We start from the raw sequence: 14,230 nt of genomic DNA on the forward strand, positions 1-14,230 counted from the left end.
TCTCCGTCGCCTGCGGCGACACCTCCCCCTCAAGGGGGGAGGAAGGCCGCCGCCGCCCGCTCACTTGCTCATAACCCCCAGCCACTCGTCCACCCACGCCTTGCGGTTGGCGGCCACGTCGTCGGCGCTGATCTGCAAGGTCTTCGCCGGCTTTACGAGCTTGTCGAAGGCCGGGTTGAGCGGCTTGTCGGTCTTGCCGGCGGGGAACATCCAGTTGGTTTCGGGAATGGCGTCCTGGAAGCCGGGCCTGGTCATGAATTCCATGAACTTCTTCGCCAGTGGGTTCTTCGCGCCGGTGGTGGTGATGCCGGCGACTTCGACCTGCAGGTAATGACCCTCCTCGAAGGGTGCAGCCTGATATTTGTCCGTGCTCTCAGCGATCATGTGGTAGGCGGGCGAGGTGGTGTAGGACAGCACCATCGGCGCTTCGCCCTTGGTGAACAGGCCGTAGGCCTCGCTCCAGCCCGGCGTCACGGTCAGCACGCGGTTCTTCAGCTTGGCCCAGGCTTCCGGTGCCTTGTCGCCATAGACCGCCTTGACCCAGAGCAGCAGGCCGAGGCCCGGCGTGGACGTGCGCGGGTCCTGGATGGCGATCTTTTCCGAAGGATCGCCCTCGACCAGTTCCTTCAGGCTCTTGGGCGGGTTCTTCAGCTTCTCGGTGTCGTAGACGACGGCGAAATAGCCGTAGTCGAAGGGCACGAACGTATCGTCCGTCCAGCCGCCCGGCACCTTGATGCTGGCGAGATCGATGCCGGAGGGCGAAAACAGGGCGGTGGCCTTGGCCTCGGTGGTCAGGTTGGTGTCGAGGCCGAGCACGACATCGGCCTTGGTGGAAGCGCCCTCCAGCTTGACGCGGTTCAGCAGCGCCACGCCGTCGGCCACCGAGACGAACTCGACATCGCAGCCGCACTCAGCCTCGAAGGCCTTTTCCACCTGCGGGCCCGGGCCCCATTCGGCGGTGAAGCTCTCATAGGTGTAGACGGTGAGTTTTTCAGCGGCGAGCGCCGGCAGGGCGGCGGCCACGGCAAGGGTGGAAACGAGCGAGAATAGCAGCGTGCGCATCGGCGCCTCCTTCATTAGCGTTGAAAGGGAATTTGAAGCGCCGGGCGTCCGAAGCATCTAATCCCTCCGCCGGTACAAACCGGATCAGGTTCAGCGGGTTGGCCGGGTTTCCCCCTTGCCTCTCAGCCGGCTCACGAAAATCGTGTCCGGCACCCCGTTAGAGCGGGATCAGACATAGGACCAAGCGAAGAGGCGCGCAAGCGGTAGTTTCGGGCTGCGCGGCGCATTGGCGGCTTCCCGTATGGCCGCGCGGCATGATAGAGGCGAGCCACCATGAGCCGATTTTTCATCCTGCTTGGCGGCGAACTCGTCCGCACGCCCCGCATCGACGCGCAACTCGAAGGCAGCCGCATCATCGCGGCCGATGCCGGCATCGGCCATGCGGCGATGCTTGGCGTGACGCCGGAGCTGTGGGTCGGCGATTTCGACTCCGTTCCGGAAAACCTGCCCGAAAGCTACGCAGCTATACCGCGCGAGACCTTTCCAGCGGAAAAGGACAATACCGACGGCGAACTGGCGATTGCAGCAGCGCTCAAGCGCGGCGCGACCTCGCTGGTGCTGGCCGGCGCCTTCGGCGGCCCGCGCGCCGACCATGCCTTCCTGCATCTGGCGCTGGCCCTGAGGCTGGCCGAACAAGGCACGCCGACGGTGCTGACCAGCGGCGCGCAGGAGGGGCACCCGCTGCTGCCCGGCACGACCGGTTTTGACTATGCCGACGGCACGCTGTTTTCCGTGCTCGGCTTTTCCGAATTGTCGGGCCTCACCGAAATCGGCGCGAAATGGCCGCTCGACAATGTCGAGGTCGCCTTCGGCTCATCGCTGACGCTCTCCAACGAAGTGCGCGGAAGCCTGCGCATCACGCTCGAACGTGGCCGCGCGCTGCTGCTCGCCCATCCTTATCCTCTTCCGGAACACTGAAAAGACATGGCGCCACCGCTTCTCAATCTCGACGGCATCCGGCTGACCTTCGGCGGCACGCCGCTGCTTGACGGTGCAGCACTGTCGGCCTCGGCGGGCGAGCGCATCGCGCTGGTCGGGCGCAACGGCTCGGGCAAGTCGACGCTGCTCAAGATCGCCGCCGGCATCATCGAGCCGCAGGACGGCGAATTCTTTCGCCAGCCCTCCGCGACCATCCGCTATCTGCCGCAGATGCCCGACATGGAAGGTTTTGCGAGCGTGCGCGCCTATGTTGAGGCGGGTCTCGGGCCGGCTGACGATCCCTACCGCGCCACCTATCTGATGGAACATCTCGGCCTGACCGGCGAGGAGCGCCCCGACGATCTTTCGGGCGGCGAGGCGCGGCGTGCCGCACTTGCCCGCGTCATGGCGCCTGAGCCCGACATCCTGCTGCTCGACGAGCCGACCAACCATCTCGACCTGCAGGTGATCGAATGGCTGGAAGACGAGCTCAACCGCTCGTCCTCGGCACTGATCGTGATTTCGCACGACCGGCGCTTTCTCGAGCGCGTATCGCGCGCCACCGTCTGGCTCGATCGCGGCCAGACACGCAAGCTCGACAAAGGTTTCGCGCATTTCGAGGAATGGCGCGACACCATCCTCGAAGAAGAAGAGCGCGAACAGCACAAGCTCGGCCGCCAGATCGTGCGCGAGGAGCACTGGCTGCGTTATGGCGTGACCGCGCGGCGCAAGCGCAATATGCGCCGGCTGGGTGAGCTTCAGACGATGCGCCAGCGCTTTCGTGGTCACAAGGGCGCGGAAGGTGTGGCGACCATGGTGGCGAGCGATGCCGCCGAATCCGGCAAGCTGGTCATCGAAGCCAAGAACATCGAGAAAAGCTTCGGCGATCTCACCGTCGTCAAAGGCTTTTCGACACGCATCCAGCGCGGCGACCGCATCGGCCTGGTCGGACCCAACGGTGCCGGCAAGACGACGCTGCTGAAGATGCTGACCGGCGAGTTGCAGCCGGATTCCGGTTCGGTGCGGCTCGGCACCAATCTGGAGATCGCCACCCTCGACCAGAAACGCGAGGCGGTCGATCCGCAGGAAACGCTTGGGCATTATCTCACCGACGGGCGCGGCGACAACCTCGTCATCAATGGCGAGGAGCGCCACGTCGTCTCCTACATGAAGGACTTCCTGTTCAAGCCGGAGCAGGCGCGCACGCCGGTGCGCGAGCTTTCCGGCGGTGAGCGCGCCCGGCTGCTTTTGGCGCGGGTGCTGGCGCGTCCGGCCAACCTTTTGGTGCTCGACGAGCCGACCAACGATCTCGACATGGAAACGCTGGAGCTGCTGCAGGAACTGGTCGCCGGTTTCGCCGGCACGGTCATCCTCGTCAGCCACGACCGCGACTTCCTCGACCGCACCGTCACCAGCATCATCGCACCGGACGGCGAGGGGCGCTGGATCGAATATGCCGGCGGCTATGCCGACATGCTCGCCCAGCGCGGCGGCACGCGGCTGAACGACCGCCGTGCGGTGCAGAAGCAGGCCGGCGACACGCCGCGCGCCGAGAGCGCGTCGGAAGCGCAGAAGGGACCGGCGAAGAAGCTTTCCTTCAAGCAGAAATTCGCGCTGGAAAGCCTCCCCGGAAAGATGGCTGCCGTCTCGGCCTCGATCTCGGCGCTGGAAAACAACATCGCCGACCCGGCCTTCTACGAGCGCGACCCGAAGGGGTTTCAAAAAACCATCGCCGCCCTCGACAAGGAACGCGCGACGCTGGTTGCCATGGAAGAGGAATGGCTGGAACTGGAAATGCTTCGGGAGGAGCTGGAGGGGTGAGACATGTCCGACCGTAGGTCGGCGAAAAGCCAACGATTTGGCTTTTCGAATGTCGAACGCCCGGAGCCCTAGCGGAGGGCCGGGAGGCGTTCGATCGAAGGGCCTGTGCCCCGCCGACGCCTAAGATTCTCTTCCTGATCTAAAGTTCGCGCTGCCCCTCATCCCCCTGCCGGGACCTTCTCCCCGTAAACGGGGAGAAGAAGGCTGGCCGCGACCTCGCCGCTTCTTCCTTCTCCCCGTTTACGGGGAGAAGGTGGCCCGAAGGGTCGGATGAGGGGCAGCGCGAACCTATGCGAGTTCACGCCGTCTCAAGCCAAAAAAGAGTCTGACGTCATCACCCGCTGCGGGCTGCGTCCCAGGCCTTGATGGCCTCGTCGAAGGCCTTCTGGCCGGGGATGCCCTTTTCCATGGTGAACAGGGCGCGGCGGCCGGATTTGTAGACGATCGGCACGTCGATCCAGCTCTGGCGGCGCAGCAGGGCCATGTTGGCGTCCATCTCCTGCTTGCCGTCGTTGAGAGCAACGAGGAAGAAGCCATCGGCTATCTTCGCCGGAATGCCGATCAGCGGGCTGCCGGCCTCCTGTTCCGATCCCTTCATCGACACGCGCAGGATGTTCTCTATGCCGCCGCCCTCGAAGCCGTCTGGCGTCAGAAAGATGACCTCGATGATGTGGCTTGCCGGCAGGGTCTGGTCGGCGTTGCGGCGGATGGTCATGCGCAACTGCAGATCCTTGCCGGGAATGGTCGCCTCGGCGCGGATCGCCGGCTCAGGCGGCAGGTCGCCGCCCGGCGATTCCTGCACCACCGACCAGACGATGCTGCCCGGTTCGGCCGAACCCTCGGCGACGTTGGTGCGTTCCTCGTAGAAGATCGCTCGCTGGCCGACGGCCACGCCCGGCTGGGCAGCCGGCGCGCCGGGAGCGGCAGGTGTCTGGCCCTGCGCGGCAGGTGGCGCTGCCGGGTCCGTGGTTGCGCCGGGTGCCGCGGGGGCGGGCGTCTCCGGCGGCTGGGTCACCGCCGCGACAGAGGTTCCCTCGCCGATGGCGGCAGGCCCGCCGGCGGGGCCCGGGTCGATCTCCGAGCCGTCGGCGTTCAGGCGCTGGGTGAATTTGGGCTCGCTGTCCGTGCCGCCATTGGCCGGAGGCGGTGCCGCAGGCGAGGGTTGCTCCCCAGCCGGCGGATTGGCAGCGGTGTTGGTCTCTGGCTGTGCCGGGGTCGTTGCCGGCGGTGTCACCGAAGGCGTCGTCGTTGCCGTCTCGCTTCCGTTCGTGCTGAACAGGTTGGCGAAGGCATCCTTGTTGAGCCAGACGCCGTAGCCGCCACCCGCAATCACGGCAAGGGCGATCACGGCCGCGATCAGGCCGCCATAGCCGCGCTTGCGGGTTTCGCTTTCCCGCTCGTCTGTTTGAATGTCGTCGTCGTCATTTTCCGGACCGAACACGTCTTCGCGGACCGGGGCTTCGCCCCTGGCGGGTGCTGCGGCAGGAGGCGCCGTCACGACAGGCGTGGTTTTGGGCCACAAGTCGCCCTTGGGGGCAGGCTCAGCCTTGGGTTCTGGTTTTGGCGAGGGGTCAAACGCGGCCGGCGCGACGGGTGCAGCCGGCACGGGCGGCCTTGGCGCGCTGTCAGCCTTGAATGTGTTGTCGAAACGCGGCTTTGGCGGCTCGGTCTTCTGGCGCTCGATGGAGGCGAAGACGTTTTCCAGCTCCTCCAGCGGGTCGCTGGAGATCTTCGGACCGGGACGCGGTGGGTATTCCTTTTCCACCGCCTCGATGGCGTCTTCCAGCGCGCGCTTCTGGCGGTCGACGACAGCCTGCGGCGGCGGCGGGTTTATCGCCGCGAGCTTCGCGGCAATTGTTCCGCGGGCCTTGTCGTAGACCTTCTGGCGCAGTTCGGGCGTAGCTTCGCTCAGCCCATCCAGCGTCTTCTTCAGAACCGCAACGAAATCTGCCATGCTTTTGTCGACCTGTGGTTTCCTTCCCGCCTTGCCGCGAAGCGGCGGGAAGGGGCAAAATTAGTCTTGAAAGGGATCGGTCACAAGTATTGTGTCGTCCCGCTCAGGGCTGGTTGAAAGGAGCGCCACCGGCGCGCCGATCAGTTCCTCTATATAACGAACATACTTAACAGCCTGTGCCGGCAGATCGTTCCAGCTGCGCGCGCCGGCAGTCGTTCCCTTCCAGCCTTCCAGCGTTTCATAGATCGGCACGACGCGCGCCTGCGCGCCCTGGCTCGCCGGCAGATAGTCGATCGTCTCGCCGTCCAGCGTGTAGCCGGTGCAGACCTTGATCTCGTCGAGGCCGTCGAGCACGTCGAGCTTGGTCAGCGCGATGCCGTTGATGCCGTTGACGGCGACCGCCTGGCGCACCAGCACCGCGTCGAACCAGCCGCAGCGGCGCTTGCGCCCGGTGACGGTGCCGAATTCATGGCCTTTGGTGCCGAGGAATTCGCCGACCTCATTGTCCTGTTCGGTCGGGAACGGGCCTTCGCCGACGCGCGTCGTGTAGGCCTTGGTAATGCCGAGCACATAGCCGATCGCGCCGGGGCCGACGCCCGAGCCGGGCGATGCCTGGCCGGCAACGGTGTTGGACGAGGTGACGAAGGGATAGGTGCCGTGGTCGATGTCGAGCAGCGTGCCCTGCGCGCCTTCGAACAGGATGCGCGCGCCTGCGCGGCGCTTGTCGTCGAGTATTTTCCACACCCGGTCCATATAGGGCAGGATCGCGTCGGCAACGGAAGTCAGCTCCTGCATGATCGTCTCATGCGCGACTTCGGGATGACCGAGCCCGCGGCGCAGCGCATTGTGGTGCGTCAGCAGCCGGTCGACCTTCAGGGGCAGCGTATCCAAATCAGCCAAGTCCATCACCCGCACGGCGCGGCGCCCGACCTTGTCTTCATAGGCAGGGCCGATGCCGCGGCGGGTCGTTCCGATCTTCGTTCCGGAATTGGAGGCCGCGTCTTCGCGGAATCCGTCGAGTTCCCGGTGGAGGGACAGAATAAGCGCCGTGTTTTCGGCTATTTTCAGGCGTTCGGGCGTTACTTCCACGCCGAGCGCGCGCAATTTCTCCGCTTCGGCGACGAAGGCATGCGGATCGAAGACCACGCCGTTGCCGATGACGGAGAGCTTGCCGTCGCGAACGATGCCGGAAGGAAGCAGCGACAGCTTGTAGACCTTGCCATCGACGACGAGCGTGTGACCGGCATTGTGGCCGCCTTGAAAACGCACCACGACATCGGCGCGTTCCGACAGCCAGTCGACGATCTTGCCCTTGCCTTCGTCGCCCCATTGAGAGCCGACGACAACCACATTGGCCATGTTTTCTTCCCTTCCAGCACCGCGAAGCAGGCGGCGAACACGTAAAAATGACAGGCCTCTATAGCGTCATGCGTTTTGGAAGGCGACCATTCTTTGCACGGTTTCTCGGCAGTTGTGGGTAATCAGGCACAACAATTTCCGCGTTTGGCGCTGTTTACGCGAACCCGCATCCATTCTACGCCGGTATCTCAAGCCCGCCGCCGGAAATTCCCATGCATCGAAACGCCTATCTGCTGCTTATCCTGACCACGCTGTTCTGGGGCGGTAATGCGGTTGCCGGCAAGCTGGCGGTCGGCCATATCTCGCCGATGCTGCTCACCACCATACGCTGGGGGCTGGCAATGACAGTGCTGCTCTTCATCGGCCGGGCGCGCCTGAAGCACGACTGGCCGGTCGTGCGCCGGCATCTGTGGCTGCTGACCGCGCTCGGCGGGCTGGGCTTCACGGTATTCAACATGGCGCTCTATACGGCGCTTATCTACACCACCGCGATCAATGCCAGCATCGAGCAGGCAGGCATGCCGATGCTGATCTTCGCCGCCAATTTCCTGCTCTTCCGCCTGCACGTCACCTGGGCGCAGATCGTCGGCTTCGTGCTGTCGGTCGTCGGCATTGTCTTCACCGCGACCCATGGCGAGCCTCAGCGTCTGCTCGAGCTCGACGTCAATTTCGGCGACGCGCTGATGCTCATAGCGGTGCTGGTCTATTCGGCTTACACGGTGGCGCTGCGTTTCAAACCGGCCATCCACTGGCAGAGCCTGATGATCATGCTGACGGGAACGGCTTTCGTCACCAGCGTTCCCTTCGCGGTCGCCGAATTCTGGACCGGCAATGCGATCGTTCCGGACGGGCAGGGCTGGGCGATCGTCCTGTTCACGGTCGTCTTTCCGTCGCTCCTGGCGCAGATATTCTACATCAGGGGCGTGGAACTGATCGGCGCCAACCGCGCCGGCCTGTTCATCAACCTCGTGCCGATCTTCGGAACATTGCTGTCGATCGTCATCCTCGGCGAAGATTTTCACCTCTATCACGCGGTTGCCATGGCGCTGGTGCTGGGCGGCATCGGGCTGGCGGAGCATAGCGGGCGGAAGATGGCGGGTTGAAACTCTCGACCCCCATGTCGATATTTGCTATCATGATAGCAAAGGAGAATTGCCATGGCGCAATTGCTGGTCCGACAGCTCGATGACGACGTAAAGCAGCGCCTTCAGGAGCGCGCGGCAAAGCATGGCGTCAGCATGGAAGAAGAGGTCCGCATGATCCTGCGGGCGACGGTGCTGAAGGATGATGGGCAGGAGTTTGGCCTGGGGACCAGGATAGCCGAATTGTTTCGCGACATCCCCGACAATGACGAGCCGCTACCGGAATTTCCTCGTCAACCGCTCAAGCCGGTCGATTTCGGCGAATGATCGTTCTGGATACCAATGTAATCTCGGCGCTTATGCGGCCGGACATGAACCCTACGGTCGTATCCTGGCTTGATCGTCAAACGTCGAGCATCGTCTGGATAACGGCCATAAGTGTCCTTGAGGTTCGATCGGGGCTGTTTCTTCTACCGGATGGCAAGCGCAAAAGCGGTCTCCTTGAACGCTTCGATCAGTTTTTGCGAGATGAGATAGTAGGTCGCGTTCTGCCGTTTGACCGAAACGCTGCCGAAGCCGCTTCGATTTTAAGTGCCAAGCGAATCGCGATTGGTCGCAACATCGACAGGATGGACACGCAGATCGCCGGCATTGTGGTCTCAAGGCGAGCAGTTCTGGCCACGCGCAATATCAAGGATTTCAATGATCTAGATATTCCGCTGGTCAATCCCTGGCAGGATTGAGCCTTCAAGCGTGCACTTCAATATCCAGCTTCCCGTCCGTGCCTGACCGCCAGAATGATCACCATCTCGCCGTCGAAGCGATAGAGCGCGACATAGCCGCCCGAGCCGAATTCGATCGGCCATTCGCGAAATTCAGCCGGCATGTCTTCGATCGGCCTGCCGGCCTCCGGATGACGTCCCAGAAGTTTGACGCCTTCCCTTATTGCAGCGGCAGCGCGTTTGGCGGCATTCGGGTTTTTGGGAAGAAGGAAGCGGTATAGCCGCGAAATGTCGTGCAGTGCGCTGGGCGACCAGATCAGTCGTGGCATTCGGGTACGTCAGCGTTCTCACCGGATTCAAGCTTGGCCAGCCACTCGTCAGCTTCCTCCGCCGTCACGTGCTTGCCGGTTGCTTGATACTCCGCCCATGCAGTCAGCGCATCCTGTCGGAATTTCTCGTGCTTCTCCTCGCGCTCGACATATTGTTCGATCGCTTCGCGCATAAGCCAGTGGGCAGAACGACGGCGGGCGGAGGCGAGTTTCTGCACGCGCTCCTTGGTGTCTTGATCCAGCTTCAGGCTGGTGGTCGACGTAACGGCCACAGCGGGTACTCCAAGGTGTTACCTTTGGTATCAAGCTTAACACTATGGGCGCCTGAAAAACAAAAGAAAAGGCGCCGGTTGCCCGGCGCCTTCCAATTGCCTGAACGGCCAGTTGCCCGTTCTCAGATCCCGTTCACATCGAACTGCAGCGGCTTGGCCGAATCGATCGACGGGTTGGCGCGGACTTCGGCCAGCGCCTTTTCCGGGAAGGGCGCATCGAGATAGAGCAGCGCGATGGCATCGCCGCCGGGCCGGTTGCGGCCGAGCTGGAAGTTGGCGATGTTGACGTTGTTCTTGCCGCACAGCGTGCCGAGCAGGCCGATGATGCCCGGCGCGTCGGCATTGGTCGTGTAGAGCATGTGCTGGCCGACTTCGGCGTCGAGATTGATGCCCTTGATCTGGATGAAGCGCGGCTTGTGGTCGGAGAAGCAGGTGCCGGCGATGGAGCGCTCCTGCTTTTCGGTCTTCACCGTCAGCTTGATGTAGCCGTCGAAGACGCCCGACTTGTCGCGCTTGACCTCGGCGACGATGATGCCGCGCTCCTTCACCATGATCGGGGCCGACACCATGTTGACGTCGGATACCTGTGGCCGGATCAGGCCGGCAAGGGCAGCGCTGATCAGGGCGCGGGTGTTCATCGTCGCGGTGGCGCCGTCGAACAGGATCTCGACTTCCTTGATCGGATCTTCGGTGACCTGGCCGACAAAGGCGCCGAGCACTTCGGCAAGCTTGACGAACGGCTTCAGGCGCGGGGCTTCTTCCGCAGTGATCGACGGCATGTTGATGGCGTTCGATACCGCGCCCTTGACGAGATAATCCGACATCTGCTCGGCCACCTGCAGCGCAACGTTTTCCTGCGCCTCGCTGGTCGATGCGCCGAGATGCGGCGTGGTGACGACGTTTTCCATGCCGAACAAAGCGTTTTCGGTTGCCGGCTCGGTCTCGAACACGTCGATGCCGGCGCCCGCCACCTTGCCGCTCTTCAGCGCTGCAATGAGGTCGGCTTCGACCACCAGGCCGCCGCGCGCACAGTTGATGATGCGCACGCCGTCCTTCATCTTGGAGATGGCCTCGGCGTTGATGATGCCGCGCGTCTTGTCGGTCATCGGCGTATGCAGTGTGATGAAGTCGGCACGCTTGAGCAGCTCTTCAAGCTCGACCTTTTCGACACCCAGTTCCTCGGCGCGGCCTTCCGACAGGAACGGATCGAAGGCCACGACATGCATCTTCAGGCCGACGCCGCGCGTCGCCACGATCGAGCCGATATTGCCGCAGCCGATGACGCCCAGCGTCTTTGAGGTGATCTCGACGCCCATGAAGCGGTTCTTTTCCCACTTGCCGGCATGGGTCGATGCATTGGCTTCCGGGATCTGGCGGGCCAGCGCGAACATTAGCGCGATGGCGTGCTCGGCGGTGGTGATGGAATTACCGAAAGGCGTGTTCATCACGATGATGCCTCGGCGCGAGGCAGCCGGGATATCGACATTGTCGACGCCGATGCCGGCGCGGCCGATGACTTTCAGATTGGTCGCGGCAGCGATCAGCTTTTCGGTGACTTTGGTGGCCGAGCGGATGGCGAGGCCGTCATACTGGCCGATGACTTCGAGCAGCTTTTCCTTGTCCTTGCCGAGATCGGGCAGGTAGTCCACTTCGACGCCGCGATCCTTGAAGATCTGCACGGCAGTGGGGGAGAGTTTGTCGGATACGAGAACGCGAGGCATGGTTGGATTCCTTGGCGCTGGTTCCCTCCCCCTTGAGGGGAGGGTGGTCGCGAAGCGACCGGGTGGGGTTGTTGCGGCAGTGCTCGACGTAAGTCCTGTGATGCCGCCTGGATTTTGTTGAGGCTGGCGAGGTGGAGATGACCCCACCCGGCTCACTTCGTTCGCCACCCTCCCCTCAAGGGGGAGGGATGCGCTGCGTCAAGCAGCCGCCTTCAGCGATGCCTTGGCCGTTGCAAAAGCCCAGTCGAGCCAAGGCGTCAGCGCCTGAAGATCAGACGCTTCCACTGTGGCGCCGCACCAGATGCGCAGGCCGGGAGGGGCATCGCGGTAGCTGGCGATGTCGTAGGCGACTTTTTCAGCTTCGAGCAGGCCGGTGAAAGCCTTCACGAAAGCCTGCTGGCCGGCGTCGTCGAGACCCGAGACCGCCGGGTCAACGAAGCGCAGGCAGACCGACGTGTTCGAGCGCGTGTCTTCTTCGGCAGCGAGGAACGCCACTGCCGGATTGTTCGCAACCCAGTCGGCCAGCACCTTGGCGTTGGCATCGGCGCGGGCGATCAGCGCATCGAGCCCGCCGATGGATTTCGCCCAGTCGAGTGCGTCCAGATAATCTTCAACCGCCAGCATCGACGGCGTGTTGATGGTCTCGCCCTTGAAGATGCCTTCGATGAGCTTGCCACCGGAGGTCAGGCGGAAAATCTTCGGCAGCGGCCAGGCCGGCTTGTAGCTTTCGAGCCGCGCGACGGCGCGGGGGCTCAGGATCAGCATGCCGTGGCCGCCTTCGCCGCCCAGAACCTTCTGCCAGGAGAAGGTGACGACATCGAGCTTGTCGAAATCAAGCTTCTGCGCAAAGGCAGCGGAAGTGGCGTCGCAGATGGTCAGGCCCTTGCGGTCTGCCGGGATGAAGTCGCCATTGGCGACGCGCACGCCCGAGGTCGTGCCGTTCCAGGTGAAGACCACGTCGCGGTCGAAATCGACCGCTGCGAGATCGGGTAGCGCGCCATAGGGCGCGTCGAATGTGCGGACGTCCGGCAGCTTCAGCTGCTTGACGACATCAGTCACCCAGCCGGCACCGAAGGATTCCCAGGCGACCATGTCGACGCCGCGCTCGCCGAGCAGCGACCACAGCGCCATCTCGACCGCGCCGGTGTCGGAAGCCGGTACGATGCCGATGCGATAATCGGCCGGAACCTGAAGAACTTCGCGGGTAAGGTCGATGGCGCGGGCAAGTTTTGTCTTGCCGATCTTGGCGCGGTGCGAACGGCCAAGGGCCGCGTCGCGGAGGCCTTCAAGAGACCAGCCGGGGCGTTTTGCGCAGGGACCTGAGGAGAAATTGGGATTTGCCGGACGGAGTCCTGGCGCGGAAAGCGTCGTCATCGTGGTTCTATCCTTCCAGATAGCTGGCCCCTCGTTGGGGAGGGGTGGCCCACGGCGGGAAATACAGAAAGGCGCGGAAGTTCGCAAGAGGCAAAAGAGTTTGCGACAAACTGTCTTGCAGGCAAACGCAGAATGAAGATGGAAGGCGTCAAAAAAAGCGGCCCGTATTTGACGCGCCCTGTTCTGGTGATGCTCCGTTGGAGCGCAAAAAAAACCCGCGTGCTCCAGAATGAACACACGGGCATCAAGGGGCTTTAACAAGTGCTGAATAGCCGTTTCGAGCTATTCCCGCACCCTCCATTTTTGGGTGGAATAAACAGAAAACCCGCCACCCCGTGAGGGTGGCGGGTTGTTGCCTGGGCGCTTGCGCGCCGCGGTACTCAATGCTTTGCCGCTGGACCCGGAGGATGCATCTCCATGGTCAACGACCGGTTAATTCCATCGCTTGAATCCGACTTTATTTTGCAAGGAAATGTTTGCCGCGGCCCGGAACGGAAAAGGCGGGCCGAAGCCCGCCTTTTTGTTGCCGGTAATGATGTTGTAGCTCACCACAGGTCGTAGCGCAGGCCGACCTTGAGCTGGTGGTAGTCGATGCCTTTGCCGAACGTCGGGCCGTCGGCGCCATAGGAAACATAGCGGGCGCCGGGCACGGAATAGTATTCGTAGCCGAGATCGACCGAAGTGTTCTGGCTGATGCGATAGTTGAAGCCGGCGCCGATCGAATAGGCCAGGTTGTACTGCCGTTCCGAGGTGACATCGCCCGAATAGGTGCTGGCGTCGTCGCATTCGAAGATCGTCGTCGTCGTTCCGCCTTGGCCATTGGGAACCGAGGTGCTCGAGCCGTTGCAGTGGCGATCACCCTTGGCGGAGCGATAGGAGGTGTATGCAACGCCGAGGCCGCCGCCGACATAGGGCGTGAAGCCGGCAAATGTGCCGAGATCGAAATAGGCGTTTGCCATGCCGTTATACGCCTTGTTCTTGGCGTTGTCGGAACTCGGGCAATCGCGCGTGCTGCGGCCGGCGAAGGCGCTGGTGTTGCCTGTGCCGTCGGTAACCGTAACGGTCTGCGTGCCGTCGCAGGAGGCGGTATAGTTGTTGGAGAATTTGCTGCTCGGCAAAATGCCGAAATTCAGCTCTCCGCGCAGGTAGTCGTTGAAGTGATAGCCCATGCCGATGCTTCCCGACACGGGAATCTCGCTCGAGGTGAAGCCTGCGGGCGTCTCGAAGTAGTCATATGGCTTGTTGAGACTGTAGCCGAGGTCGCCGCGCAGGTACCAGCCGGAGCCGACTTCCACGGGAACGTATTCCGGCGCGTTGTCGACGAAGATCGGAGGATCGTAGTCGGCGGCATTTGCCGCGTTGCCAGCCAGCGCCGCTGCGACGGCAAGCGAAAAGATCAAAATGCCATGCGATTTCATCACGCCAAACTCCCGCAAATGCGGCACGACCGACTGTCGTGCAACCGCCACCCGAGAGCATTGTTAACCATAGGGGTTAAGCCACGGTTAAGGATAACGGATGGTTAGCGGATTTATCGTTTTGGCGGCCTTGTTAAGGTTTAGGGCGAGCCATTGATCGTTGTTTGGACCAAGAAAAAACCGCCCGGCGAAGGCCGG

General features: G+C 62.8%; 13 protein-coding genes and 1 riboswitch. Of the genes, 5 read left to right on the plus strand and 8 right to left on the minus strand.

Annotated elements, in window-relative coordinates; translation table 11 throughout:
* Nucleotides 1–60: 60 nt before the first annotated feature.
* Entirely contained in the window at nt 61–1,062 is a 1,002-nt protein-coding gene (gene thiB / locus BM413_RS01155; RefSeq protein ID WP_091910237.1) for a thiamine ABC transporter substrate binding subunit, read from the minus strand.
* Between the two features lie 44 nt (nt 1,063–1,106).
* Nucleotides 1,107–1,229: riboswitch (TPP riboswitch) on the minus strand.
* A 106-nt stretch (nt 1,230–1,335) separates the two neighbouring features.
* Between thiB and BM413_RS01160 the strand changes: the two genes are divergently transcribed.
* Both BM413_RS01160 and BM413_RS01165 read left to right on the plus strand, forming a co-directional pair.
* Nucleotides 1,336–1,980 (plus strand): thiamine diphosphokinase, encoded by a 645-nt coding sequence (locus tag BM413_RS01160; protein WP_091909240.1) that lies wholly within the window; start codon nt 1,336–1,338, stop codon nt 1,978–1,980.
* 6 nt (nt 1,981–1,986) lie between these two features.
* The gene (locus tag BM413_RS01165) at nt 1,987–3,801 is read left to right on the plus strand and encodes an ABC-F family ATP-binding cassette domain-containing protein (protein ID WP_091909243.1); all 1,815 of its coding nucleotides are present in this window, start codon (nt 1,987–1,989) and stop codon (nt 3,799–3,801) included.
* A 334-nt stretch (nt 3,802–4,135) separates the two neighbouring features.
* On the opposite strand, the gene BM413_RS01170 is transcribed toward BM413_RS01165, so the two are convergent.
* Both BM413_RS01170 and BM413_RS01175 read right to left on the minus strand, forming a co-directional pair.
* Nucleotides 4,136–5,755 (minus strand): hypothetical protein, encoded by a 1,620-nt coding sequence (locus BM413_RS01170; protein ID WP_091909245.1) that lies wholly within the window; start codon nt 5,753–5,755, stop codon nt 4,136–4,138.
* Nucleotides 5,756–5,815: 60 nt separating this feature from the next.
* Nucleotides 5,816–7,114, minus strand: a complete 1,299-nt coding sequence (locus tag BM413_RS01175) for an adenylosuccinate synthase (RefSeq protein ID WP_091909248.1) — start codon at nt 7,112–7,114, stop codon at nt 5,816–5,818.
* Nucleotides 7,115–7,326: 212 nt separating this feature from the next.
* Here BM413_RS01175 and BM413_RS01180 point away from each other — a divergent pair, with 212 nt between their 5' ends.
* The 3 genes from BM413_RS01180 to BM413_RS01190 are packed head-to-tail and all read left to right on the plus strand — an operon-like array spanning nt 7,327 to nt 8,939.
* Nucleotides 7,327–8,217 (plus strand): DMT family transporter, encoded by an 891-nt coding sequence (locus BM413_RS01180; RefSeq protein WP_091909251.1) that lies wholly within the window; start codon nt 7,327–7,329, stop codon nt 8,215–8,217.
* Between the two features lie 54 nt (nt 8,218–8,271).
* Complete coding sequence (locus BM413_RS01185; RefSeq protein WP_091909254.1) at nt 8,272–8,523, plus strand: FitA-like ribbon-helix-helix domain-containing protein; 252 nt, start codon at nt 8,272–8,274, stop codon at nt 8,521–8,523.
* Complete coding sequence (locus BM413_RS01190; protein WP_091909257.1) at nt 8,520–8,939, plus strand: type II toxin-antitoxin system VapC family toxin; 420 nt, start codon at nt 8,520–8,522, stop codon at nt 8,937–8,939. Before BM413_RS01185 ends, BM413_RS01190 begins: the two co-directional genes overlap by 4 nt.
* 17 nt (nt 8,940–8,956) lie before the next feature.
* Here BM413_RS01190 and BM413_RS01195 read toward each other — a convergent pair whose 3' ends face one another.
* The 5 genes from BM413_RS01195 to BM413_RS01215 form a co-directional block, all read right to left on the minus strand.
* Nucleotides 8,957–9,247, minus strand: a complete 291-nt coding sequence (locus tag BM413_RS01195; protein WP_091909260.1) for a type II toxin-antitoxin system RelE/ParE family toxin — start codon at nt 9,245–9,247, stop codon at nt 8,957–8,959.
* Nucleotides 9,235–9,519: a CopG family ribbon-helix-helix protein gene (locus BM413_RS01200; RefSeq protein ID WP_091909262.1), complete on the minus strand. Its 285-nt coding sequence runs from the start codon at nt 9,517–9,519 to the stop codon at nt 9,235–9,237. Before BM413_RS01200 ends, BM413_RS01195 begins: the two co-directional genes overlap by 13 nt.
* A gap of 122 nt (nt 9,520–9,641) precedes the next feature.
* Nucleotides 9,642–11,240, minus strand: a complete 1,599-nt coding sequence (gene serA / locus BM413_RS01205; RefSeq protein ID WP_091909265.1) for a phosphoglycerate dehydrogenase — start codon at nt 11,238–11,240, stop codon at nt 9,642–9,644.
* 198 nt (nt 11,241–11,438) lie between these two features.
* On the minus strand, nt 11,439–12,614 hold the full coding sequence (locus tag BM413_RS01210) for a phosphoserine transaminase (protein ID WP_091909268.1): 1,176 nt from the start codon (nt 12,612–12,614) through the stop codon (nt 11,439–11,441).
* A gap of 545 nt (nt 12,615–13,159) precedes the next feature.
* Nucleotides 13,160–14,032 carry an outer membrane protein gene (locus BM413_RS01215; RefSeq protein ID WP_091909272.1) on the minus strand — a complete coding sequence of 291 codons (873 nt, stop codon included), beginning with the start codon at nt 14,030–14,032 and terminating at the stop codon, nt 13,160–13,162.
* Between the last annotated feature and the right edge of the window lie 198 nt (nt 14,033–14,230).

Origin of the sequence: Mesorhizobium sp. YR577, assembly GCF_900116595.1 — a bacterium.
Classification (GTDB): Bacteria; Pseudomonadota; Alphaproteobacteria; order Rhizobiales; family Rhizobiaceae; genus Mesorhizobium_M.